General features: G+C 70.3%; 18 protein-coding genes and 2 pseudogenes. 8 read left to right on the forward strand and 12 right to left on the reverse strand.

Going from position 1 to position 23,029, the window contains the following annotated elements:
* The first annotated feature begins 30 nt into the window (after positions 1-30).
* Positions 31-2,124 (forward strand): MDR family MFS transporter, encoded by a 2,094-nt coding sequence (locus ACWGIG_RS06080; RefSeq protein ID WP_453320323.1) that lies wholly within the window; start codon positions 31-33, stop codon positions 2,122-2,124.
* Between the two features lie 25 nt (positions 2,125-2,149).
* Here ACWGIG_RS06080 and ACWGIG_RS06085 read toward each other — a convergent pair whose 3' ends face one another.
* Both ACWGIG_RS06085 and ACWGIG_RS06090 read right to left on the reverse strand, forming a co-directional pair.
* Positions 2,150-2,365 carry a DUF397 domain-containing protein gene (locus ACWGIG_RS06085; protein ID WP_453320324.1) on the reverse strand — a complete coding sequence of 72 codons (216 nt, stop codon included), beginning with the start codon at positions 2,363-2,365 and terminating at the stop codon, positions 2,150-2,152.
* Positions 2,347-3,188: pseudogene (locus ACWGIG_RS06090) on the reverse strand (helix-turn-helix domain-containing protein). Before ACWGIG_RS06090 ends, ACWGIG_RS06085 begins: the two are co-directional and overlap by 19 nt.
* Positions 3,189-3,201: 13 nt before the next feature.
* On the opposite strand from ACWGIG_RS06090, the gene ACWGIG_RS06095 reads away from it, so the two are divergent.
* Positions 3,202-3,576, forward strand: a complete 375-nt coding sequence (locus tag ACWGIG_RS06095) for an ATP-binding protein (RefSeq protein ID WP_453320367.1) — start codon at positions 3,202-3,204, stop codon at positions 3,574-3,576.
* A 150-nt stretch (positions 3,577-3,726) separates the two neighbouring features.
* Here ACWGIG_RS06095 and ACWGIG_RS06100 read toward each other — a convergent pair whose 3' ends face one another.
* Together ACWGIG_RS06100 and ACWGIG_RS06105 are read right to left on the reverse strand one after the other, a co-directional pair.
* The gene (locus ACWGIG_RS06100; RefSeq protein WP_453320325.1) at positions 3,727-4,368 is read right to left on the reverse strand and encodes a histidine phosphatase family protein; all 642 of its coding nucleotides are present in this window, start codon (positions 4,366-4,368) and stop codon (positions 3,727-3,729) included.
* Positions 4,369-4,876: 508 nt separating this feature from the next.
* Complete coding sequence (locus tag ACWGIG_RS06105; protein ID WP_453320326.1) at positions 4,877-6,169, reverse strand: cytochrome P450; 1,293 nt, start codon at positions 6,167-6,169, stop codon at positions 4,877-4,879.
* A gap of 109 nt (positions 6,170-6,278) precedes the next feature.
* On the opposite strand from ACWGIG_RS06105, the gene ACWGIG_RS06110 reads away from it, so the two are divergent.
* Positions 6,279-7,370: a TetR/AcrR family transcriptional regulator gene (locus tag ACWGIG_RS06110; protein WP_453320327.1), complete on the forward strand. Its 1,092-nt coding sequence runs from the start codon at positions 6,279-6,281 to the stop codon at positions 7,368-7,370.
* Here ACWGIG_RS06110 and ACWGIG_RS06115 read toward each other — a convergent pair.
* From ACWGIG_RS06115 to ACWGIG_RS06130, 4 genes and pseudogenes are all read right to left on the reverse strand, one after another.
* Positions 7,367-8,494 carry an HTTM domain-containing protein gene (locus ACWGIG_RS06115; protein WP_453320328.1) on the reverse strand — a complete coding sequence of 376 codons (1,128 nt, stop codon included), beginning with the start codon at positions 8,492-8,494 and terminating at the stop codon, positions 7,367-7,369. The two genes, ACWGIG_RS06110 and ACWGIG_RS06115, sit on opposite strands and share 4 nt — an antisense overlap.
* On the reverse strand, positions 8,491-9,147 hold the full coding sequence (locus ACWGIG_RS06120; protein ID WP_453320329.1) for a DUF5819 family protein: 657 nt from the start codon (positions 9,145-9,147) through the stop codon (positions 8,491-8,493). The genes ACWGIG_RS06115 and ACWGIG_RS06120 overlap by 4 nt, the downstream gene beginning before the upstream one ends.
* A gap of 133 nt (positions 9,148-9,280) precedes the next feature.
* Positions 9,281-10,351: a PucR family transcriptional regulator gene (locus ACWGIG_RS06125; RefSeq protein ID WP_453320330.1), complete on the reverse strand. Its 1,071-nt coding sequence runs from the start codon at positions 10,349-10,351 to the stop codon at positions 9,281-9,283.
* A 154-nt stretch (positions 10,352-10,505) separates the two neighbouring features.
* A pseudogene (locus ACWGIG_RS06130) lies at positions 10,506-10,814 on the reverse strand (glycosyl hydrolase family 95 catalytic domain-containing protein); the annotation flags it as partial.
* A gap of 39 nt (positions 10,815-10,853) precedes the next feature.
* Here ACWGIG_RS06130 and ACWGIG_RS06135 point away from each other — a divergent pair.
* The 4 genes from ACWGIG_RS06135 to ACWGIG_RS06150 all read left to right on the forward strand — a co-directional run bounded on the left by ACWGIG_RS06135 (position 10,854) and on the right by ACWGIG_RS06150 (position 15,006).
* Positions 10,854-11,348 (forward strand): nucleotide triphosphate diphosphatase NUDT15, encoded by a 495-nt coding sequence (locus ACWGIG_RS06135; protein ID WP_453320331.1) that lies wholly within the window; start codon positions 10,854-10,856, stop codon positions 11,346-11,348.
* A gap of 158 nt (positions 11,349-11,506) precedes the next feature.
* Positions 11,507-13,351 carry a hydroxysqualene dehydroxylase gene (locus tag ACWGIG_RS06140; RefSeq protein WP_453320332.1) on the forward strand — a complete coding sequence of 615 codons (1,845 nt, stop codon included), beginning with the start codon at positions 11,507-11,509 and terminating at the stop codon, positions 13,349-13,351.
* Positions 13,352-13,623: 272 nt separating this feature from the next.
* Positions 13,624-14,130, forward strand: a complete 507-nt coding sequence (locus tag ACWGIG_RS06145) for a SigE family RNA polymerase sigma factor (RefSeq protein WP_453320333.1) — start codon at positions 13,624-13,626, stop codon at positions 14,128-14,130.
* A 63-nt stretch (positions 14,131-14,193) separates the two neighbouring features.
* Positions 14,194-15,006 (forward strand): hypothetical protein, encoded by an 813-nt coding sequence (locus ACWGIG_RS06150; RefSeq protein WP_453320334.1) that lies wholly within the window; start codon positions 14,194-14,196, stop codon positions 15,004-15,006.
* 13 nt (positions 15,007-15,019) lie between these two features.
* Here the strand turns inward: ACWGIG_RS06150 and ACWGIG_RS06155 are convergent, their stop codons facing one another.
* The 4 genes from ACWGIG_RS06155 to ACWGIG_RS06170 are packed head-to-tail and all read right to left on the reverse strand — an operon-like array spanning position 15,020 to position 20,880.
* Positions 15,020-18,319 (reverse strand): NACHT domain-containing protein, encoded by a 3,300-nt coding sequence (locus tag ACWGIG_RS06155; protein ID WP_453320335.1) that lies wholly within the window; start codon positions 18,317-18,319, stop codon positions 15,020-15,022.
* Between the two features lie 40 nt (positions 18,320-18,359).
* Entirely contained in the window at positions 18,360-19,127 is a 768-nt protein-coding gene (locus ACWGIG_RS06160; RefSeq protein ID WP_453320336.1) for an amino acid ABC transporter ATP-binding protein, read from the reverse strand.
* On the reverse strand, positions 19,124-20,002 hold the full coding sequence (locus ACWGIG_RS06165; protein WP_453320337.1) for an amino acid ABC transporter permease: 879 nt from the start codon (positions 20,000-20,002) through the stop codon (positions 19,124-19,126). The genes ACWGIG_RS06160 and ACWGIG_RS06165 overlap by 4 nt, the downstream gene beginning before the upstream one ends.
* On the reverse strand, positions 19,999-20,880 hold the full coding sequence (locus tag ACWGIG_RS06170; protein WP_453320338.1) for an ABC transporter substrate-binding protein: 882 nt from the start codon (positions 20,878-20,880) through the stop codon (positions 19,999-20,001). The genes ACWGIG_RS06165 and ACWGIG_RS06170 overlap by 4 nt, the downstream gene beginning before the upstream one ends.
* Positions 20,881-21,054: 174 nt before the next feature.
* On the opposite strand from ACWGIG_RS06170, the gene ACWGIG_RS06175 reads away from it, so the two are divergent.
* The gene (locus ACWGIG_RS06175; RefSeq protein ID WP_453320339.1) at positions 21,055-22,989 is read left to right on the forward strand and encodes a M64 family metallopeptidase; all 1,935 of its coding nucleotides are present in this window, start codon (positions 21,055-21,057) and stop codon (positions 22,987-22,989) included.
* Positions 22,990-23,029 lie beyond the last annotated feature (40 nt).

Raw genomic sequence — 23,029 nt, forward strand, 5'->3', positions numbered from 1 at the left:
CAGGGGGCGGCACGGTGTGACGCTGCGAGGGTGACCACGACCACCGACGCAAGCCCGGCGGCCCCGGCCGCGCCCGCGCCGCTCGAAGGCCGCCGCCGCAACATCGTCTTCGGCACGATCATGCTGGGCGTACTGCTCGCGGCCCTCGACCAGACGATCGTCGGCACGGCCCTGCCGACGATCGTCTCGGATCTCGGCGGCGCCGCCCACATGTCGTGGGTGGTCACGGCCTATCTGCTCGCGGAGACGGTCGCGACGGTCCTGGTCGGCAAGTTCGGCGACCTCTTCGGCCGGAAGATCGTCTTCCAGATCTCCGCGATCATCTTCATCACGGGCTCGTTCCTGTGCGGCCTGGCGACCGACATGACGCTGCTGATCGCCTGGCGCGGCGTGCAGGGCATCGGCGCCGGCGGTCTGATGGTCACGGCCATGGCCCTGATCGCGGACGTGATCCCGCTGCGCGAGCGCGGCAAGTACCAGGGTGCGATCGGCGCCGTCTTCGGCGTCTCGACGGTGATCGGTCCACTCCTCGGCGGCCTGTTCACGGACCACATGTCGTGGCGCTGGGCGTTCTACGTCAACGTCCCGATCGCGATCCTGGTGGTGATCGCGGCAGCCCGTACGATCCCCTCCGTCAAATCGGCGAACAAGCCGCGCATCGACTACCTCGGCATCGCCCTGGTGGCGATCGGCTCCAGCGCCCTGGTCCTGGCGACGAGCTGGGGCGGCAACGAGTACGCGTGGGGCTCGATGACCATCATCGGCCTGTTCGTCGGCGGCATCGTCGCCCTCGGACTCTTCTGCGTCGTGGAGACGCGGGCGACGGAGCCCATGCTCCCCATGAAGCTGTTCGCCAATCCCGTCTTCACGGTCTGCTCGATCCTCAGCTTCATCGTGGGCTTCGCGATGCTCGGCGCGATGACGTTCCTGCCGACCTACCTCCAGTACGTGGACGGGGACTCGGCCACGATCTCGGGTGTCCGCACCCTGCCCATGGTCATCGGTCTGCTCATCGCGTCGATCTTCAGCGGCAACGTGGTCAGCAAGACGGGCACGTACCGCATCTTCCCGATCATCGGGTCGGCGGTGATGGGCCTCGGCCTCTACCTCCTCTCCCTGATGGGCCCGGCGAGCAACACCTGGCTCGAATCCCTCTACATGTTCGTGCTGGGCGTCGGCATCGGCCTGTGCATGCAGGTCCTGACGATCGCCGTGCAGAACACGGTTGACTACGCGGATCTGGGCACGGCCACCTCCGGCGTCACCTTCTTCCGTACGCTCGGCAGCGCGTTCGGCGCGGCCGTCTTCGGCACGATCTACGCGAACTCGCTCAAGCCGAACCTGGAGGCGGGGGTGACTGCGGCACTGCGCCTCGCACCTGCCGGGACGGATCCGGCCGCCCTCGCACAGGCCGCGCAGAACCCGCAGTCCCTCCACACGCTGCCACCGGCGCAGGTGGCACCCATCGTGGAGGCGTACGCGGAATCCCTGTCCACCGTGTTCCTGTGGACGGTGCCGGTGGCACTGCTGGGGTTCGTCGTGTCGCTGTTCCTCAAGCAGGTGGAGCTGCGGGACACGGCACGGGTGGGTTCCACGGACCTCGGCGACGGCTTCGCACAGCCCTCACCGAGCGGGGCGGGCGGCTCCTCGCAGGCACTGGAGCTGGCGGTCGCTCGGATCGTCCGGTCCAAGAACGCGCTGACGGCCCGCCAGATCGTGGCGGAGTCCGACACGAGGCTGGACATCGCGGGGGCGTGGGCGGTGATGCAGGTCAACTTCTTCACGCGCATGGTCGGCCACTCGACGCTGGGGCTGATCGCCGGACGGCAGAACGTACCGCCGGAGGTCCTGCTGCCGGTCTTCGACCGGATGGTCGACGAGGGCTATCTGACCCGCCACGGCAACTACCTCTCCCACACGGCGGCGGGCGAACGCGAGGCGGAGGTCATCACGGCAGCGTGGTCGGACTGGCTCGCCGCACAGCTGGAGAAGGACGCGGGCCGGCCCCGGAGCGCGGAGCTGAGGGTGGCGGCGGACCGGATCGCGAAGAGGCTGCTGGCGGAGGATCTGGCGGCGAATCTGCCGGTGCAGGTGAGGAGCGGGGCGGGGGCTTCGGTCGGTTGACGGCCCGCGAGCCAGTCAGGGACCGTCAGCCGGTGACGCGCAGCGAGTCGCCCTTCACACCGGCCACGAACGACGCCCACGGCGCACCCCCGAAGACGAGCGCGGGCCCCTCGGGGACCTTGCTGTCGCGCACGGGCACCAGGCCGGGAATGCACTCCGCGACCTCGACGCACTGGCCACCATCGGTGTTGCTGTACGAACTCTTGCGCCAGACAGCGGTGCTCAGGTCGATGGATCGCACGGTAGGTCCTCCAGCATGTCCGTGATGAACTTCCGCGACTCCGTCGGACTCAGGGCCAGGTCGCGCACCACATCATAGGCACGCTGCATGCGCTCAACCTGCCTGGATTCCGGCACCAGTTCACCGCGGAAGTTGTTCTCGGTGTACGCGAAGGGCTGACCGTCCGCCATCCGTAGAAACATCACGTCCGTGCTCATCAGATGATGCAGCCCGGCGTCGAACGGCAGCACGTGCAGCGCGACGTTGGGACGGTCGGCGGCCACCACCAGGTGCTCAAGCTGCTCCCGCCGCACACGCGGGTCACTCAACGGGATCCGCAGGACCGTCTCCGACAGGATGGTGCGGAACTGCGGTGCGCCGTCGCCTTCCAGCAGCTCGGCCCGCCCCACACGAGCGACGACCTGCTGGTTCAGCTCCTCCCCCCGCAGTCCGCCCGCCGCGAGGGCCTCACGCGCGTACCCCTCGGTCTGGAGCAGTCCGGGCGGTGCACTGACCGCGTAGTGCCAGAGGCTCACCGCCTCGGCCTCCCACGTCATGTACCGCCGGTACTGCTCCCGGAACTGCGTCGGATCCCCCACCGCGAGCTCCCACAGCGTCAGCAGCAGCCCCGGCGTCCCGTAATGCTGATCCAGCGCCTGTACGACCTCGGGCCCGCCCAGCGTCTCCCCACTCTCCATCTTCCCGGACAACGACCAGTCCACCCCAGCACTTCGCCCAACTTGCGCAGGCTGTCCCCGCGCTCGGTCCGCAACCGGTGCAACTCCTCGGCGAACCGCACCCGCGGCTCCTGGCTACGACCGGTGATCACCCGTCTCGTCGGCATCGCATCGACCTCCATGGAGGAACTGCGCAAGACACTGGCGGGATGGGGCCTGGCAGCACTGGAAGACCCGGCAGTCCTCATCCTCTCGGAACTGCTCACCAACGCACAGCGATACGGACGGGTGCCGGGCCGAGACATCGAGACGAGATTCGCCCGCTTGACCGGAAGCACTGAGGGCGGGTTCCGCGTGGAGGTGCACGACGCGTCGCCCCGCCTCCCTCACCCGCGCGAGGCAGCTCTGGACGAGTGCGAAGGCCGCGGCCTGTTCCTGGTAAACGTGCTCGCGGACCCGACCACGAGTGGGGGCGCTGGTACGTGGAGCCTGACCGCCTGCCGGACGCCCCCCTCCGAATTAATGTCTCACTTACACGTGCAAGTGAGACATTAATTCGGCACCCCCGTCGAACTCTCCCGCAAAGCGCCACGGGCCCTGCGCTTCGGACGGCGAAGCCGGTGATCTTCTGCGGCGTCACCTGACGTCGAAGACAGTGAGGCCGACCCGTGGGCCCCGAACGCCACTGACACAGCCTCACCCTTCTCAGCCGGCACCGGCGGAATCGAGATGGCGGGTGCAGCCGAGGCTGACGACTTGGCGATTGTGGAAGAAGTCGTCCTGGTGGAGCGTGGTGATGCTGCCCGAGGGCGCCCGAAAGCTGGCACAACCGGCCGATTCGATCGGCATCTTGATCCAGGCCGCCACGACGAAGGTCAGGGACCCGCCGTGCGTCACCACAATTTGGTGCTCACAAGGGCTTCCCAGGATGTCGTCCATGGCCGCGTAGATGCGCTGCGCCCACGCGGCCTTGGTCTCGGCGCCCTCCACGCCCTCGTCGTGGTCCATCCGTTCCCCGACGGCGGGCGGCGGAAGGAAACGCCGGTCCAGCCACTCCTGCGGCTTCCCGCCCGCCACTCCGTAGGACTTCTCCCGCAGCCTGCGGTCCACGACCGGCTGCACGCCGAACAGTTCGGCCACCTCCTCGGCAGTCCGCAAGGTGCGCCGCAGATCCGACGCGTACAGCTCCACCCCGGCCCCGTCGGGGATCTGGTCCCGCAACGCCCGGGCGATGGAGGCCGCTGCCCGGACACCGGCAGGCGTGAGCCGCGAGTCGTACCAGCCGCCGACGAGCCCCTCCACGTGGTGCGTCGCCTCGGGATGGGTCACGACGTAGAGCGTGCGCACGAACACGTCCTTCCTGTAGTGGACAAGGCCTGCCCGACCGAGAGCGCAGCCGCGGGTACGCCGACGACTTCAAGGAGCGCGGCGCCGTCGACATCCCGCACCACCAGGGCTCCGGAGCCGCAGGCCACGCAGACCGTTTCCCCTCAGTATCGAGGGCGGCGGCTGGGTGCCCCGGCTCCCGCGCGTGCGGGCTCTCCCCGTCGGGGCGGGCCGGTGACGTACGAGATCACCGGCACCGGCACCGCCGACCTCACCTACCTCGCCACCAACGAGCAGGGCACCGCCACCACCGAGAAGGCCTCCCCTGGAAGAAGACCGTCGAGGTGCCGCTCGGAAGTCCCCCGTGGTGAAGGTCCAGCTCCCGCAGCAGGGCGTTACCGCCACCTGTGCCCTTGCCATCCGCGACCAGCACCAGCAGCGGGCCACCGCCTCCGGCGCGTACGGCCGCACCACATGCACGGCGCCGCTCCCCGCCGAGAGTCGTTAGGGCCTGTCCGACGCCCTGTCCTCAGAGCCGTACCGGCAGCCCCTCCAGCCGCCACGTCCCCGGATCCATCGCCCGCCGCGACTCCCCCGCCGGCGCCAGGGCCGGGAAGCGGCGCAGCAGGCCGGCCAGTGCCACCTCCGTCTGGATGCGGGCCACCGATGCGCCCAGGCAGAAGTGCGCGCCGTGCGCGAAGCTCAGGTGGGGGGTGGGGGACGTGGCACGCCCCACGTCCAGCCGCCCCACGTCCAACCGCTCCGGTGACGGGAACGCCCGGGGGTCCCGGTTCGCCGCGGCGATCACCGTCGTCACCGCCTCCCCCTTCGCCACCGGCACCCCGTGCAGCACCACGTCCTGTGCCGCGTACCTCGGGATGGACAGCAGTGTCGGGCCCGCCCAGCGGGTCAGTTCCTCGACCGCGGCGGGCATCAGCGACGGGTTCGCGCGTAGTGCGGCGAGCTGTTCGGGGTGCTTCAGCAGGGCGTCGACCGCGTTGGCGACGAGGTGGGTCGGCGTCTGGCCCGCGAGGACGACGTGCCAGACCAGGGTCACCATCTCCACGTCGCTCAGTCGGTCGCCGTCCTCGTCCTGCGCACGGATCAGGTCGCCGAGCAGGTCGGCGGCCATGCCCGGGGCCATGCCCGGATCCACGCCCGAAGGCTCGCCCTGAGCCGCTTCCCGGCCCGTCTCCAACAGCTCGCGCCGCCTCCGTTCCACCGCCTCCTTCGCCCCCCGTACGATCCCCGGAATCGCCTCCGCGAACGCCGCGCCCGCTCCGGCCGCCACCGTCGCCCCGTACTTCCGCCACTGCGGCCGGTCCTCCTCCGGGATGCCGACCCATTCGCAGATCACTTCCATGGGGAGGTGCTGGGCGAAGTCCGCGAGGAGGTCGACCGTGCCGTCCGTCGGCGAGACGCGGTCGGCCAGTCCGTCCAGGAGGCGGTCGACGATCGCCTCGATGCGCGGGCGGAAGGCGGCGGCCCGGCGCGCACTGAACGCCGGGGCGACCAGCCTGCGCAGCCTCAGGTGTTCGGGGCCGTTCATCTCCGCCATGGTCCGCATGTACGGGACGCAGTCGTCCGGCACTCCGGGGCGCATGAAGCTGTCCGTGCGGATCTCGAAGCGCGGGTCACTCAGCAGGGCGCGGGACTCCGCGTGCCGGGTCACCGCCCACATGCCACCGAAACCGGGAGCCGCCAGCCGGGCCACCGGTCCCTGTTCGCGGGCGCGGCCGTAGACGGTGAAGGGGTCGCGCATCACTTCCGGGTCGGAGAGCTGGATCTCCGGCGGCAGCCCCTCTTCCTTCGTACTGGGCATGGGTGTGCCTTCCCTGTTGTCGAATACTCGAATGCTGTTGCCACATGATGCCATCATCTGGATGTCCTGGGTATCTTGAATTGCGGAATCACCCCACGACAGGAGCGACATGGGCCGGTTGACCAGGGCCGAAGTACAGGAACTCAATCGCAGGAAGGTTCTTGAGGCGGCCCGCGAGGAGTTCGGCGAGCGGGGGTTCCGCGATGCGAAGATCGACCGGATCGCCGAGCGGGCGGGTCTCACCCGTGGGGCCGTCTACTCCAACTTCCCCGGCAAGCGGGCCCTGTACTTCGCGGTGCTGGCCGACCTGGCCGGCCGTACGCCCGCCGCCCCGCCCCCGGCGTCCGTCGACACCGTCCGCGAGGCGCTCGGTGCGCTCGCCCGGGGTCGGGTGGCCCGGTTTCCGCTCTCCGGCGAGGACGACCAGCACGACAATCCGGCGCGGGACCTGCCGTCGGTGGTCCTCGCGGACGCACAGACCCGGCAGCCGTACGCCCAACTGCTGAAGCTGGACGCGATCGTGCTCGGGCTGGCGCTGGAGGGCATGTCGCGCAGGCGCGGCGGGGAGCGGCTGGTGCCGGTCGCGGAGGCCGTACTCACCCTGCTGCACGGGGCGGATCAACTGGCCGCCGCCGCACCGGGGTTCGCCGATCCGTTCCAGGTCGTCGCGGCCTGCGAACAGCTCGCCGCGCTCGCGCCCGGCGGCGACTGGGCGCCGCCGCACCTCCCTTACGTACCGAAGGCACGCCCCGTGGACGAGGCGTGGTCACCGCCGGCCGCAACGGACGCCCTGCGCGGCGGGCCCGTCGGGCTCGCGGACGACGGGGTGGTGGCGGTCCTCGGGCTGCACCGGCTGGAGGCCGTCGAGGAAGCGGTACGGGCGGCTGCGCCCGGCGGCGCCGTCACCGCCGTGCTCGTGACGGGCGAGCCGGGTGAGCTGGGGCCGCTGGCCCGGCTGACGGTGGCGGAGCTGGGGGCCGGGATGCGGCAGGCGTTTCCGGAGCGGGCGTGGCCCCACATTCGGCTCGTACACGACGAGTTGGGCACGCTCGCCGCTGCGGCCGGTGTGTCGGCGGTCAGTGACGCGACCGAGACCGCGGTACGTGTCGAGGGCGGCCGGGTCGTCGCGCGGGCCGAGGGGCGGGGCGCCTGCTACGCGGCGGCGACGGCCGCACCGGGCGCGGGCGGCATGGAGCGCTAAGCGCCCCGTACGTGCTGCGGTGTGTCATCTGCGGGTGCATCGTGGCTGGTCGCACAGTTCCCCGCGCCCCTTCCGTGAGGCGCGGGGTCCGGCACCGGCGTTGCCGGTTGTCGCCACACCCGTACGAACCCCGCCGCCGCCAGCCAGAACGACGTCGGCAGGAACACCAGGTCCCCCACGATCGTGACCGCCGAGAACATCGGCAGCGCCATGAGGACGCCGATCCCCACGTGCGTACTCAGCATCACCACGAGGATCACGTACTTCAGCCGCCGGTTGAACACCAGCGCCGCGAACAGCACCTGCGAGAACACCGTCACGTACGCCATGACCGCCGCGAACGTCCCGTGGCTCGCGATCCACGCCGACAGTTCCGGGAACGTCGAGAAGTCGTCGCTCATCATCGAGTAGTAGAGCGCGGTCCCGTCCCGCCACGACGCCCCGCGGATCTTGTACATCGCCGCGGACGTGTAGACGACCATGACCTGGAGGGCGATGACGCCCATGCCCGCGTTGTGCAGCACGGTCACCGCGCGGCGGCGCAGCTCCTCCGTCTCCTCGCCCCACGGCACGGGCCTCGTGGTGCCGCCCCGCCGCGCCCTGCGCCGTGCGTCCAGCGACCAGTGCCGGCCGGACGCGCAGAAGACCAGGTAGTTGGCGAACAGGAGGCTCAGCAGGGCCCAGCCGCTGTTGGCCATCGATCCGCGGAGGTAGAAGGCGACCACGACGAAGACGAAGAGCGGGGCCATCGCCCGGGTCCGCCAGCCGAGTGCGTACAGAGCGCTGACCAGCAGGGCGATCGCGTACCAGCCGTAGAAGACGACCGGGCTTCCGGTGGACAGCAGCCCGTACCACCAGCCGAACGCACCGTCCCAGCCGCGCGCCCGCATCGTCTCCGCGAACAGCTCGGGCGTGAGGGGGGATCCCGGGCCCCAGAGGCGGTCCGCGTGCGGGAGTTCACGCAGCAGGTGCAGCACGTACAGCCCGGCGAGGCCGATGCGCATGGCGGCGGCGCTGTACGGGGCGAGGGGGCGCAGCGTGAGGTCGCGGAGGGCGTCGGTGACGCGTGACCCCAGCGTGCCGGCGCGCTCGCGGCCGAGCCCGAGTGCCTGACGGGCCGTCATCGGGTCACCTTCCAGAAGCCGACCTCTTCGTAGCGGGCCGGGTGGGTGGCGTCCGGGGTCCGGGGGGACGGTATGCGGGTGGAGCGGGTGCGGAGTTCGATCGCGTCGCCCGCGGGCCTGCCCATGTCGTCGAGGCGGGCGGTGATCACGTTCATGAGGTAGCGGGCGTTGCGGCTGCGTGCTTCGTCGGCGTTCGGGGCCTTGGCGCTGCTCTGGTACGTGGATATCGCGCGGCGCAGTACGAGCTGGTCCTCGATGCTGGGCAGCAGGTCGCCGCGGTAGCGGGAGTTGTCGTACGCCGTGAGGTCGATCCACGGGCCGAGCTGTCCGTCGACCCTGGTGCGGACCTCCAGGTGGAGGTTGTAGCGGGAGGGGTCGGGGGCGAAGATGCTCCAGTCCTGCGGGAACAGCGGGCGCATCCACGCGTCGGTCTGCTTGGCGTACGTCTTGGCGAGCGGGAAGTCGTCCGCGACGTACAGCAGCAGCATCGCCGAGTGGGTGGCGGCGAGGAGCGCGACCAGGGCCACCGCGAGACGGGTCAGCCTGCGCCGGGCGCCGGTGAGCGGGATGCCGCGCGGGGCGAGGGGATCCGGTGGGGCGAGGGGATCCGGTGGGGCGAGAGGGGCCGGTGGGGCTATGGCGGGTTCGGCCACGGCGTTCTCCTCTTGCACCACGGTGCTCACATGATTCACGACGGCCCCAGGGTATCGGTGCGTACGCAGGGGCCGCCGGGCGGTGAAATCGGGTCAAAGGGTGCGCGTTGGTGGTGAGTTGCACCGGCCTCGGCTAGAGCGCCGTGGCCGGCCAGTCCAGCATCCGCGCTCCGATGACCGCCGTCTGGAGCGTGTACCGCCGCAGCGGGTCCGCCGGGTCGGCGCCGGTCAGCCGGTGGATGCGCTCCAGCCGGTACGTCAGCGCCCGCACGCTCAGGTTCAGCCGGCGGGCCGCCTCCGCCGACACGCATCCCGCGTCGAAGTACACCCGCAGCGTCTCCACCAGCGGACCGGCCCCGCCGCGTGCCTGGGCGAGCGGGCCGAGCACGCTGCGCACCAGGTCGACGAGGGCCTGCTGGTCCCGGCCGAGCACCGGGAAGACCAGCAGGTCGGCGGCGTACAGGACGGGCCCTTCGAGGCCCATCCGCTCGGCGAAACCGAGTGCGCCGAGAGCCTCCTCGTAGGAGTGGACGACGCCGCCCGCGCCGGGGTGCGGGCGGCCGACCGCGACCAGCACCTCGTCGGTGGCGGCGTGCGCCTGCTTGGCGAAGTGGTGGAGGACGTCGGAGTGCTCGCCGGGGGCGATGCACACCAGTCGCCCGTCCTTGCTCGCGACCAGGATGCGCCGGTCGGCGAAGCGGGCGGTGAGCGAGTTCTCCACCGCCCGGCTCACCGCGTCGCCGTCCTCGAAGGCGTCCGGGCCCTCCGCCACGGCGACCGCGTGCGCCCGCGAGAAGCGCAGTCCGAAGCGTTCGGCGCGGGCCGCGAGCCGGCCCAGGTCGCTGCGTCCGTGCAGCAGGTCGTCGATGAACTCCCGCCTGGCGCCCTCTTCCTGACGGACCGCCATGCGCTGTGCCCGCTCGTACCCCTCGGCGACCGCGTCGACGGCCTGCTCCACGGCGGCGAGCACTCCGTCGGGTGCGGCCGTGGCCGTGCGTGGCCAGCCCTCCCGGGTGGCCGTCAGGTACGTGCGTACGACGGCCCGCAGTCCGAGGCCCGACTCGGCCGCACGCTCGCCCAGGGCGCGCCGGGCGTCGAGTTCGTCGCGGGTGAGGCGGCGGCCGGTGTCGGCGACCTCGTGCAGGATCCGGGCATAGCCCTCGACGTACTCCTCGTACCCGTCGGGTATGTCCGGCCCTGCCACGTCGGTCACTCCTCGTCCGCCTGCTGCTGCTCCTGATTTGTCCGGTACAAGAATCGCAGACGGCAGCGGCTCCCGGCCTACGGGCGGATGCGGTACGTCTCCCCCGCCCGCGTCCGCACGGCCGGCACGCCGCCCCTGGCCGTGCAGGTGGCCGAGCCGCCGTCACCGCGGGCAGTACGTCGACGGTCCCGTGCCGGCTCTGGAGCAGCACCTCGGCGATGCCCGACGTCGCGCCGAAGTTGCCGTCGATCTGGAACGGCGGGCGGGTGTCCCAGAGGTTGGGCAGCGTGGAGGACTTGAGCTGTTCGCCGAGCATCTTGGCCGCGTGGTCGCCGTCGCCGAGCAGCGCCCAGAAGTTGATTTTCCAGGCCCTGCGGCCGCACCAGCCGGGGCGGTGGTGGGCAGGACCGTTCCCGTGGCGAGAACCGTGGACAGGGCGAGTGCTCGGCGCCTGGACCTTGCCAAAGGTCCGATCTTGATCGGACAGGTACGGTCGATGACCATGAGCACCGCACGACGCACCGGTCCTTCCGGCCTCGACACCCCCGCCCGCACCTCGCCCACCCCGAACTGCCTCGCAGGCGTCGGCATGATCGTCCTCGACGGGGCGGGCCGGGTTCTGCTCGGACTCGGTCACAACGGCAACTGGGAGCTGCCCGGCGGCAAGGTCGACGCGGGCGAGAGCTTCGAGGCGGCCGGAGTGCGTGAACTCGCCGAGGAGACGGGCCTGTTGGCGCCCGCGGAGTCGGTGCGGGTGGTCGGCGTGGTGCTGGACGGCGGGTACGGACTCAACCGGATCTCCGCGGCGGCGGTCACCCGAGCGGCGGCGGGCTCTGCGCGAGTGACCGAACCGGACAAGATCGTACGGTGGGACTGGTTCGCCCCCGAGGAGATCCCGACCGCGCTCTTCGTCCCGTCGGCCGCGGTTCTGCGGTCGTGGCGCCCTGACCTGGCCCTGCCGGAGACCGACTCGCACACCTACCGCACGGGCGCCTGACTCTCCCCCGCACCTCCCCGTCCCACCGATCGATCCTTCTCGGCCACCTCAACCGGCCCTGTCCGTATACGCGTTGACAGAGGTCTTCCGCGTCGGGCGGGGCCGTCCTATGCTCCTGCGACTCAGGTGGCTGTTACCACTGGTAAGGGGCTGGGCAGATGGATCGTACGGTCGGCACTTCCACACCTCACACTTCCACTTCTCACACTTCCGCTTCTCACACTTCTCGGCGCACGTTCGTGGCCGGGGCGGCGGCGGTCGGCGGGGTCGCCGCGCTCGGCGCACTTCCGGCCGGGGCCGCGCAGGCGGCACCGAAGGCGGCACCGGAGAACGCGTCGAAGGCCGCTCAGTCCGTCGCCGTGCTCGGCGGCGGAGTCGCGGGCCTGACGGCGGCGCACGAGCTGGCGGAACGCGGCTTCCGGGTCACCGTGTACGAGAGACGCGCACTCGGCGGCAAGGCCCGCAGCATGGACGTACCGGACAGCGCGCGCGGAGGCCGCCGCCCGCTCCCCGGCGAGCACGGTTTCCGCTTCATCCCGGGGATCTATCACAACCTCCCCGACACCATGCGCCGCATCCCTTTCCCCGGCAACGCGGACGGCGTGTGGGGCAACCTGGTGGCCCCGCCCGAGATGATGTTCGCGCGCTCGGCCGGCCGCGAGGACCTGCGGATGCCGATCCCGTGGCCGGGCCACCAGCCCGCGGGGCTCGACCTCGACGACATCCGGCGCATGCTCACGGGCCTGCTGGAAACGGCCCTCAACCTCCCGCTCCACGAGATCGCGTACTTCGTGAACCGGGCGCTCGTCTTCCTGACCAGCTGCGACGAACGCCGCGACAGCACCTGGGAGAAGACGCCGTGGTGGGAGTTCGTACGGGCGGCCCGCATGTCGAAGGAGTACCAGCGCATCCTCGCCATCGGCATCACCCGCAACATCGTCGCGACGAAGGCCGAGGAGGCCAGCACCCGCACGGTCGGCACGCTGGGCGAGGCGTTCGTCTTCAACGCGCTCGGCCAGGGCGCGGACGGCCCGCCGGACCGCATCCTCAACCTGCCGACGAACGAGGCGTGGATCGACCCGTGGGTCACCCATCTGAAGTCGCTGGGCGTCGACTTCAAGATCGGCTGGACCGTGCGCGAGCTGCGTACGGCGGACGGCCGGATCAGCGAGACGGTCATCGAGGACCCGAAGGGGGCGCGGCAGTCGGTGGTGGCGGACCACTACGTGTCGGCGATGCCCGTGGAGCACGCCCGGCGGACGTGGAACGCCGAAATGCGCGCCCTTGACCCGCAGTTGGCCCGCGCGGACAAGCTGGAGACGGACTGGATGACGGGCATTCAGTTCTATCTGACGGAGCGTCCGAGGATGGTCGAGGGGCATGTGAACCTGATCGACTCGCCGTGGTCGCTGACGGGCATCGCCCAGGCCAGGCACTGGCCGGACCGTGATTTTCCGGCGGTGTACGGGGACGGGGCCGCGGTGGACTGCCTGTCGGTCGACATCTCGGAGTGGGACAAGCCGGGGATCCTCTACGGCAGAACGGCGAAGCAGTGCACGCGCGAGGAGGTGGCGAAGGAGGTGTGGGCGCAGCTGAAGGCGGGGCTGAACGACACGGGGAAGGTCGTACTGAAGGACAGCGCACTGCACTCGTGGTTCCTGGACCCGGGCGTGGACGGACTCGGCACGCCGAACCCCACCAACGAGGACGAGCTGCTGATCCACCCGTGCGGGACGCTCCACAACCGGCCGTCGGCCAAGACCGCCATCCCCAACTTCTATCTGTCCGGGGACTTCGTCGCTGTCGACATCGACCTCGCCACGATGGAGGGCGCGAATGCTTCGGCGCGCGCGGCAGTGAACGCCCTTCTGGACAGGGCGGGGTCGGACGCGGCGCGGTGCACCGTGCGGGGGATGCACAAGATTCCGGCGGTGGAGAACCTCAAGCGGCACGACAGGACGCGCTGGCGGTTGGGGCTGCGCAACGCCCTGGATCTGGGGTAGGGGCGGCAGACCACCCTGCCCGGAGGCCCCCGCTGTCGCTTCGGCGGGGGCCTCTCGTGTGCGGCGACGCGATCGGGATGGGTGGGGGGCGTCAGAACAATGTCTCACTTACACGTGTACGTGAGACATTTCTTCGGCGGGGGTACCGAGCCGCAGAGCGATTCCCCGGCCGAGCGGAAAAAGGTGCACCGTCCGCGCGACATCCCGACGACTCACGTAGTCATCAGGGGTATGCACGGCGATCACGGAACAAGAGAACAGGCGGGGACCGAGTGAAGTCAGCACAGGAGGATGAGTACCTGGAGTTCGTGGCCGCGAGGACGAAGGCGCTGTACCGCTCGGCGTACGTACTCGCGGCCGGTGACACGCATCTTGCCGAGGACCTGGTCCAGGAAACCCTCGGCCGGGTGTACGTGCACTGGAAGAAGGTGGCCCGTGCGGACAGCCCGGCGGCCTACGCCCAGACGGTCCTGGTCCGCACCTTCCTCAGCCTGCGGCGTCGGCAGAGCACCGGAGAGCGCCCCGTCGGGAGCATGCCCGACGGCGCGGCGCCCGGTCCGGACACCGCACTGCGGCTCACCCTGCTGGACGCGCTGGGTCGGCTGCCGCCCCGCGACCGGGCGGTTCTGCTGCTGCGCTACTGGGAGGACCGCAGCATCGAGGAGACCGCCGGGATGCTCAGGCTGAGCAGCAGTGCGGTCCGCTCCCAGGGCACCCGGGCGCTCGGTAGGGTGCGCGCGCTGCTCGGCGAGAGCCTGTCCGACCTGGTGCCGCACTGAGTGCACGTGCGCGCAGGTCATCACCACCACACATCTCTCAGCGACTGAACAGGTGACTCCAGCATGCCCTTCGAAACAGATCTCGCCCAGGCCCTGGACCGCACGACCGACTCCCTGGAACCCGATCTCACCACGCTCATGGCCGGAGCCGTCCAGCGCGGGCGGAGCCGCAAGCGCCGGCGCACCATCGGCGTCGTCGTCGGGGCGGGGGCCGGTGCCTGCGCGGTGATCGCCGTGGCCGGCCTGGTGGTCCCCGGCGCGCTCTCCCGTGCGGGAGGCTCCGACATGGAGACGGTGTCCGCACTGGCGGCGCCCCGTTCCGCGGTCACCGGCGACCAGATGATCGACGCCCTGAAGAAGACGTACCCCGGGCTCCGGTACAGCAAGGAGGAGAAGCAGAGCAACGAACCCTCGAATCCGTCCAGCGGGAGTGTCGCCATGGGCGGACTGACCGTCGACGACGGGCAGGGCGCCGCCAACGTCGGCGTCTCGGCGATGCGGCTCAAGCTGCCGCTCCAGGACGGCGAGGGCCTGAGCTGCGACGAGGAACAGGTGCCCCCGCGCCCCGAGGGCGACACCTGTGAGCTGAAGGAGCTGCCGAGCAGCGCCAGGCTTCCGGGCGGAGCCCTGGTGATGCAGGAGCGGATCGCGGACAGGCACCCGGCGGACAGTGCCGATCCCGCGCACCGCTGGACGACGACGGTGACCATGAAGGCGACCGGCGCGCAGGTTCAGATGGTGCAGTGGAACACCGGCGGCGACTTCGACGTCACCATCCCGAAGCCGACCCGCCCCGCTCCCCCGCTCTCCGCGAAGCAGGCGGAGGCCGCACTCACGGGCACGGTCTGGGCACCGATCCTGGGTGCCGTCGGCTGACCCGCCTGCCGTCTCAGTGACCGTCGTAGCGGCGCCGGATCTCGCGCAGCCGCACGGCGGTCTCCTCGGGGACCCGATCCTCGTACTGGGCCAGCAGATTCCAGGCCGGCCGCGTGTGGGTCGCCACGTCCCAGACGCCGGGGAGCAGCTCCGGCCGGTTCTGCACCAGCACTCCGAGCAGTCGGTGCAGCAGCGAGGTCAGCTCTGCCCAGACCGGCTCGCGCTCCGCGCCGTCCGGCACGTCCGGGTCGAGCGTCTCCAGGCGGCGCAGGGCGATGCGCACCTCAAGTACGACGTCTGTCATGGAACGGCCCATGAACCCGACCGCGGCCAGCACCTCGTGCACCACTTCGCACGGCAGCCGGTGCGCGTCGGCCAACAGCTGACCGAGTACGAGTGAGGCCAACGGATCCTGCAGTTCGGGCGGCGAGTCCACCGCGCGCCGGAGCAGTTGCGCGCAGCGCTCGTACCGCACAGTCAGCTCTTCGAGTCGGTCCAGATGACTTGCCAGCCACAGTTCCAGCAGGTCGTGCGCCCAGGACGAGGTGTGCCTTTCGGATTCCCCGTGGAAGGTGGTGAGGGCGGGCCCGAAGCGTGCGAAGAGTGGGTCCAGGGCATGTCGGAGCACGGAGTCGTGGCCGCCCTCCCCGACGTCCATCTTGTGCCGGATTTCCTGCCAGGAACTCCGTGACCAGGTACTTTCGATCGCTCTGGGGCCCTGGCCCGGCGCATAGCGGTACACCCAGTACGGATCGACGTCCTCCGGTTCCTCCGTCGCCCCGGAGCCCGGAAGAACCGTCAGCTCCCGCCGGTCGCCCGCCCAGCCGCGCCGCACCTCGATCGCCAGGGCGAAGTCCGTCCATTCCTGCTCCGTGAGCGCCGAGCGCCACAACTGGATGCGGTGCGGCCAGATGCCCGCCGGGTCCGCGGCCTCGGGGAAGAGTTCGCTCGCGGTGATTCCGCCGGTGAGACAGATCGTCAGCATGATCAGGTTCGCCTCGTACTTGCCGTGCCGGGCCGCGGTGGCGCGCGGTATCGGCCGGTAGTCGGCGTACTTGTGCTCCACGCGGCCCCGCGCGTCCTCCATGACGGTGATCAGCAGCTCGGCCAGCCGCTCCCGCCCCTCGGGGCCGATCCTGTCGACCCGGGCCTGCACGAAGCGCAGCATCTGCCGCGAGGCCAGCAGGGCGTAGGAGAGGAGGGCGTACAGCAAGTCGTCGTCGACTCCGACCCTTCCCAGGGCCAACGCGGGCCGCTGGTCGAGGAGTTGCTCAAGGAGCTGGACGGAGAGCCTGGCGACCAGATATTCACCGAAGGTCGCATGCAGGAACTCGTACGTCGTCAGCTCCCGCTCGTCCTGGAGCGCCTGCGCCCGCTGTACGAAGAAGAACCGGCCGAGTGCGATCTCTCCCTGGCCCAGCGGGGTACGGAAACCGTCCCGTTCGGTTGCGGCGGGCCGTCCGAGGAGCGCGGTCAGATCCTGGTCGAGTTCCGCTGTGGTGATCCACTGGCGGCGGCGGTTGAGGATGCCGAAGGCGATGAGGGAGAGCCGCTGGAGTTCGCGTTCGCAGTGCTCGGCGCGCCGGCGCGGTGTCAGAGCGTCGCCGGACTTGCCGATCTCCCGGACGGCGAAGTTGGTGAGCAGCTCTTCGTAGAGATCGGCCGCGGCGAGGGGTTCGCCGCCGACGGCCTCCTGCTGGAGCGCGTTGGCGGTGGCGTCGTACAGGGCGAGCATCAGCAACAGGAGTGGCTGGGAGGCCAGTTCGGGGTGCCTTGCCGCAACCTCCGTGGGCAGCGGGCGCAGGCCCTGGGCGGTGAAGTGCGGCGCGTTGATGCCGTTCCAGACGGTGAGCCAGCGCCGGATGTGCGGCGTACGGAACGGCTCCAGGCGCAGGGCGATGGTTCCCTGCGGGCAGCGGGCCCGGTCGGCCACGGCGGTGCGGCTGGTGACCATCGCGTAGACGGGTCGCCCCTGGTCGGCCTCGCGCTGCTGGAACTTGGCGATGCGCACCAGGTAGTCGGTCTGGTTGACGCCGGTGGCCTGGAGGAGTTCGTCGAAGCCGTCGAAGAGGAGGACGGGGACGGCGCCGGGTGCCGACCGTACGAGGTCCGGCCAGCTGGTCCGCTCGCCGGTGGTGCTCCGTACCGCATGCTCGATCTGGTCCTGAATGTCGTCCTCGGCCCGGATCTCCCGGAGGATGACCCGGACCGGGAGGTACCCCGTGCCGGACAGGCGGGCGGCGAGGATCTTGGTCAGGACCGATTTGCCCGCCCCCGGCTGGCCGAGCACCAGCAGCGGGGCGGTGGCCGGGGCGAGCGAGGTGAGGGTGCCTGCCAGGAATTCGGCGAGGTCGGAGCGGACCGGCATCCGTTCCCACCAGTCCTCCCGTGCGGGACCGCTGCCGTCCTCCAGTACCGGCCCGACCCGGAAGTCCGGGTCCACGTACCCTGCGGCGAGGGTGGGCACGGTGATCCCGCTGGGGGCTTCACCCTCGGAGAGGATCGCCCGGCCGAGGGCGGCGCGGTAGGCGGTGGTGAGGCCGTCGGCCGCATGGCCGAGGCCGGCGGGAAGGGTGAGTCCGCTCAGCGCGTGTGCCACGCCGTCGAGTGACTGGCGGAGCTCGTTGCGGGTGGCCTGGTGCTCGACCTGACTGGTCCAGAAGCCGAATTCCGGTATGTCGAGGGCGAGTTGCGAGAAGAGCTCCTGGTACCGGGCGACGGCACGCTCGTCGACGGTGGACAGCACATCCGACGCCTGCCGGCGCTGGGCCTCGTTCAGCCGCTCCCAGACCGCCAGGCCGTACACGAAGGTCAGCAGTCGGAACATCAACTGCCCGTACCAGCGGCGCAGTGCTTCCAGTGTCACTTCGAACGGCTCGAAGGAGTTCGGCTGAGGCACCTCGGCCGTCAGCAGGACCTGCGCGAGGGCACCCGCGTCCGTGTCTCCCCCGGCGAGCGTGATCTGCTCCCGCCCGCTCAGCTCCAATGCATCGAATGCGAAGGGGAGTTCCAATTCCTCCATCGCTTCGAAGAAGGCGGTGATCACCAGCACGGCATGCGCCGCCGCGATCTTCTCCGTACGGTCCGCCCGCTCCGAGGAACCGAGCCGGTCCCGCAGCCCCGCCGTCAGGTCCCGCCCGATGCGCAGCACCCGCCCCTGCGCGCCGAACAGCCCGAGCACCGCATCGCTCGCCCCGCCCGTGGCAGCGGACAGTGCCCCGCCCAGCACCTGGTCCGCCGCCGACAGTGCCTCGCTGTCGCCGCCCAGGATCGCCACCGCGTCCCGGTAACTCAGAAGTCGTCGCCCGCGCATCCCCCAGATCTACCACGCGAAGATCTGCCCCGCGGACGAATCACAGCCGCCCCGCCTCGACAATTCGCTTCAGGAACTGCTGGGTTCGCGCCTGCGTCGGCGCCCCGAACACCTCCGCCGGTGTCCCCCGTTCCAGCACCACCCCCGCATCCAGGAAGCACACCTGGTCGGCGACCTCCCGCGCGAATCCCATCTCGTGGGTGGCGATGACCATCGTCATGCCTTCGCCCTTCAAGTCCCGTACCACGCTCAGCACTTCGCCCACCAGCTCCGGGTCCAGCGCCGCCGTGATCTCGTCGAGCAGCAGCAGGCGCGGCCGGACCGCCAACGCCCGTACGATCGCGGCCCGTTGCTGCTGTCCGCCGCTCAGCCGGTCCGGGTACTCGTCGGCCTTTCCGCCGAGGCCCAGCCGCTCCAGCAGCTCTCTGGCCCGCCCCTCCGCCTCCTCGCGTGCGATGCCGTGCACGCGCCGAGGGGCCAGCGTGATGTTGTCGAGGACCGACATGTGCGGGAAGAGGTTGTACGCCTGGAAGACGACGCCGATCCGCCTGCGTACCGCATCGGGATCCGCGCGCGGGTCCGTGATGTCCTCGCCGTCGAGGAAGATCGCGCCGTCGTCGATCTCTTCGAGGAGGTTCACGCACCGCAGCAGCGTCGACTTGCCGGAGCCGGACGCGCCGATCAACGCGGTCACCGTGTGCGGGGCGACGTCCAGGTCGACGTCCCTGAGCACGACGGTCTCCTTGCCCCGCGCGCCGTACGTCTTGCGGACCGACTCCAGCCGCAGCACCGGGGAAGCCTCGCTCATACCGTTCCTCCCTGGGCCCGCTGCCGGTCCATCCTGGCGGTCACCCAGTCCGTGAATCTCGTCATCGGGATGGTCAGGGCCACGAAGACCAGGCCCGCCACGATGTAGGGGGTGTAGTTGAAGTCGCGGCTGGCGATGATCTGTGCCGCGTACACGGCGTCGACCGCGCCCGCGATCGACACCAGGCCGGTGTCCTTCTGGAGGGACACCAGGTCGTTGAGGAGCGGCGGGACCACCCTGCGTACCGCCTGCGGCAGCACCACGTACCGCAGCGTCTTGCGGTTGGACAGCCCGAGCGACCTCGCCGCCGCCCGCTGCGAGGGGTGTACGGACTCGATGCCCGCGCGGAAGACCTCCGCGACGTAGGCGGAGTAGGTGAGGGTGAGGGCCGCGCCGCCCAGCAGCACCGGGTCGGTCGTCACGCCCGTCAGGCGCAGGGCGGGGACGCCGAAGACCACGATCAACAGATTGATGATCAGGGGCAGGCCGCGGAAGAAGTCCGTGTAGGCGGTGGCGAGCGCCCGCAGGGGGAAGAACGCCGGGCCGCGCAGGGTGCGTGCGACGGCCAGCAGCATGCCCAGCACCAGGACGCACACCCCGCACACCACCAGCAGGCGGAGGTTGAGCCAGAGCCCCTTCATGACCTCGGGGAACGCCTTGCGGGCGAAGGCCGGGTCGAAGAAGGTCTCGCGGGTGCGTTCCCAGCCGGGCGAGTTGACTATGACGACGTACAGGACGGCCGCCGTGACCAGGGTGCTGGCCGCGGCGATCGCCGTGGCCCGGCGGGTACGTCCGCGCTTGAAGCGTTCGCGTGCGAGCCTGCGGGCGGAGGGGACGTACCCGTCCGCCCTCAACTCGGTGTCCTGGACGGTCACTTCAGCACCGGCGCGTCCACCGCGTCCGCCAGCCACTGCTTCTCCAGCTTGGCCAGCGTGCCGTCCTTGCGGAGCGCGTCGACCGCACCCGTCACGCAGGACGTCAGCGCACTGCCCTTGTCGAGTACGAGACCGAACTGTTCCGCCTTGCCGAGGGTGTCGGCGAACTGGCCGATGACAGCGGCCTCGGGCACTTCCGCGCCCGTGATGTAGAAGGCGGTGGGAAGGTCGACGACGATGGCGTCCACCTGGCCGTTCTTCAGGGCCGCCTTCGCGAAGTCGTTCTTCTGGTAGACGGCAGGCTGCTGGGACGGCTTGATGAGGTCGTTGATGACGTCCAGGCTGGTCGTGCCGACCTGGGCGCCGAGCTTGACGTCCTTGAGGTCGGCGACCGACTTGGCCTTCGCCGCCTTGGAGTTCTTGAGGGCGACGACCGTCTGCCGGACGTCGTAGTAGCCGGAGGAGAAGTCGACGGCCTTCTTGCGCGACTCGCTGATGGAGATCTGGTTGAGGTCGAAGTCGAACTTCTTCTCGCCGGGCGCGAAGGCGTTGTTGAACGCGACCGTCTGCCAGACCAGGTCCTCCTTCCGGTAGCCGAGCTTCTCGGCGACCGCGTAGGCCACGGCGGACTCGTAGCCCTGGCCGTTCGACGGCTTGTCGTCCTTGAACCAGGGTGCGTACGCGGGCTTGTCCGTACCCACCGTCAGCTTCCCGGCCGTCTCGGTGGCCAGCTTGCCCGGGGCGCAGGAGGCACCGCCCGCGGCGGACGAGGGCGCGGTCTTCGGCTCCGGCTGCGGGGCACAGCCGACCGCGAACGCGACCGAGACGACGACGGCGAGGGTGGAGTGGAGACTGCGGGCGAGAGTGGCAGGGCGCATGGCGCGAGAGTGGCAGCGAGCAGGGACTTTTGTCCACGTCGAATTGGCGTTCGTCCGAATCCTGGAATGTGTTGCAGGACGGTGAATTTTTCGGCATGCGACTGCTTCTGGGGCACATCTTGCTCAACTCGTACCTCTTTACGGTCAGTTGGCCCCACCCGTACGCTCCCCGCCATGCGAATCGTCCGACACACGAAGAGACCCGCACTCCTGGTCGCGGCAGCCGCGCTCCTCGCCGCCGCCCTCTCCGTTCCGCAGCAGGCCACGGCCTCCGACCGTGGCCCCGTCAGCGCGAAGGCCAACACCAACGCGAACGCCACCGTCGTCCCCGTCCAGACCACAGGGCCCACCGACAAGCGCTTCAACCTCGTCGTACTCGGCGACGGCTACACCGCCGCCGAGATACCCAAGTTCCGCGCCGACGTCGAGAAGCACATGAACGTGCTGTGGAGCATCGAGCCGTTCGCCTCCTACCGCTCGTACATCAATGTCTGGGCGATCGAGATGCCGTCCCCCGAGTCCGGTGTCGACTGCGACCCCGGGCTGTCCGACGCCCGCCGCGACACCCCGCTCGACATGGCGTTCTGGGGCGGCTGCAACGCGAGCAGCGTGCAGCGGCTGCTGACCGTCGACACGACGAAGGCGAGCGCCGCCGCCGATCTCGTCCCGGGCACCAGGAGCGCCAACCGGCAGATCGTCGCCCTCGCCAACAGCCAGACCTACGGTGGCGCGGGCGGCGCCTGGGCCACCGCGTCCGGCGGCAACGCGCTGTCCTCCCTCATCACCCCGCACGAGATAGGCCACTCGCTCGGCAAGCTGGACGACGAGTACGACTACTACGGACGCGGCGTCCCCGGCGGTACGTACACGGGCGGCGAGCCGAACTCCACGCACCACACCCTCCTGAGCGAGGAGGAGATGCGCGCCAAGCAGCAGAAGTGGTGGCGCTGGCTCGGCGAGGACAGTCTGTCGGGCGGGCGCATCGGCCGCCACGAGGGCGGCATGTACTCGACCAAGGGCGTCTGGCGGCCCAGCAAGCACTCCATGATGAAGACCCTCGGGTACGACTTCGACCAGGTGGAGCGCGAGGTGATGACCCAGGCGATCTCGAACAAGGTCAACCTCGTCCAGGACCACACCCCGAACACCACCCCGCTCGGCACCGACCGCACCGCCTGGGTGGACACCCTGCACCCGGTGGGCGGGGCGCTCGACGTGACCTGGAAGCTCGACGGCAAGACCGTGCCGCGCACGTACGGATCGCGCAGTCTGGACCTGAAGCGCCTGCACGTGGGCACGGGCGCGCACACCCTCACGGCGACCGTCACCGACCCGACACCGTACGTACGCGACCCGTTGCTGCGGGCGTCGGCAGCCCTCACCCGTACCGTGACGTGGACGGTCGACCGGTCCGTGCGTACGGCCCAACAGGCCGACGCGAAAGCTGAGTTCACGGGACACACCGGCACGGACAGGCCGGTCGGTGCCAAGTCCGTCGTGTACGCGGACACCTCGCACCCGGCCACCGGCAGCTCCCCCCGGGTGCGGTGGACCCTGGACGGATGGCCCGTCGCCACCAGCCTCGGCAACGACCGCGACCTCGATCTGGGCAAGCTGCGCCTGCCGGCCGGCCGTACGCACACCCTCAAGGCCCGCATCGTCGCAGGCGGCTCCGGCAGTACCACGCTGACCTGGACCGTCGACACCGCGTCTGCCACCGGATCGTACGAACTCTCCGAACCGGTGCGCACCGTCGAGCGGCCGGGCCGGCCCGTCGAGTACGTCTACGACGGACCCTTCACGATGAAGCTCAGCGCGAAGGACGACCAGAAGGGGACGGTCGTCTCGCAGTTCCGGGTCAACGGGGACGGCTGGTACACCTACTACGGCTGGCCGACGGACGCCGATGCGCCGTGGCGGTTCACGCCGTCGGGGACCAACGTCGACGACCTGGTGTACGGGAAGCTGGGCACGCCTCGCGTGGTGCCGTGGGACGACGCGACGCCCGAGTACAGGACGCACACCATCGAGCACCGGACGATCGACGCGGCCGGGAACGTCGGGCCCGCGAAGAAGTTCCTGGTGACGCTGACACCGCCTCAGGCGTAGTCGCGGGTGCTCGTTTTGTGCCCGGCTGACGATCTTCCAT

Source organism: Streptomyces sp. NPDC054863 (assembly GCF_053610825.1).

What these genes read in the sequence shown, in the direction of transcription:
- ACWGIG_RS06095 (WP_453320367.1), top strand. Translation starts at nt 3,202, where the DNA reads ATGGAGGAACTGCGCAAGACACTGGCGGGATGGGGCCTGGCAGCACTG.
- ACWGIG_RS06105 (WP_453320326.1), bottom strand. Translation starts at nt 6,169, where the DNA reads ATGCCCAGTACGAAGGAAGAGGGGCTGCCGCCGGAGATCCAGCTCTCC.
- ACWGIG_RS06110 (WP_453320327.1), top strand. Translation starts at nt 6,279, where the DNA reads ATGGGCCGGTTGACCAGGGCCGAAGTACAGGAACTCAATCGCAGGAAG.
- ACWGIG_RS06115 (WP_453320328.1), bottom strand. Translation starts at nt 8,494, where the DNA reads ATGACGGCCCGTCAGGCACTCGGGCTCGGCCGCGAGCGCGCCGGCACG.
- ACWGIG_RS06135 (WP_453320331.1), top strand. Translation starts at nt 10,854, where the DNA reads ATGAGCACCGCACGACGCACCGGTCCTTCCGGCCTCGACACCCCCGCC.
- ACWGIG_RS06140 (WP_453320332.1), top strand. Translation starts at nt 11,507, where the DNA reads ATGGATCGTACGGTCGGCACTTCCACACCTCACACTTCCACTTCTCAC.
- ACWGIG_RS06150 (WP_453320334.1), top strand. Translation starts at nt 14,194, where the DNA reads ATGCCCTTCGAAACAGATCTCGCCCAGGCCCTGGACCGCACGACCGAC.
- ACWGIG_RS06155 (WP_453320335.1), bottom strand. Translation starts at nt 18,319, where the DNA reads ATGCGCGGGCGACGACTTCTGAGTTACCGGGACGCGGTGGCGATCCTG.
- ACWGIG_RS06160 (WP_453320336.1), bottom strand. Translation starts at nt 19,127, where the DNA reads ATGAGCGAGGCTTCCCCGGTGCTGCGGCTGGAGTCGGTCCGCAAGACG.
- ACWGIG_RS06170 (WP_453320338.1), bottom strand. Translation starts at nt 20,880, where the DNA reads ATGCGCCCTGCCACTCTCGCCCGCAGTCTCCACTCCACCCTCGCCGTC.
- ACWGIG_RS06175 (WP_453320339.1), top strand. Translation starts at nt 21,055, where the DNA reads ATGCGAATCGTCCGACACACGAAGAGACCCGCACTCCTGGTCGCGGCA.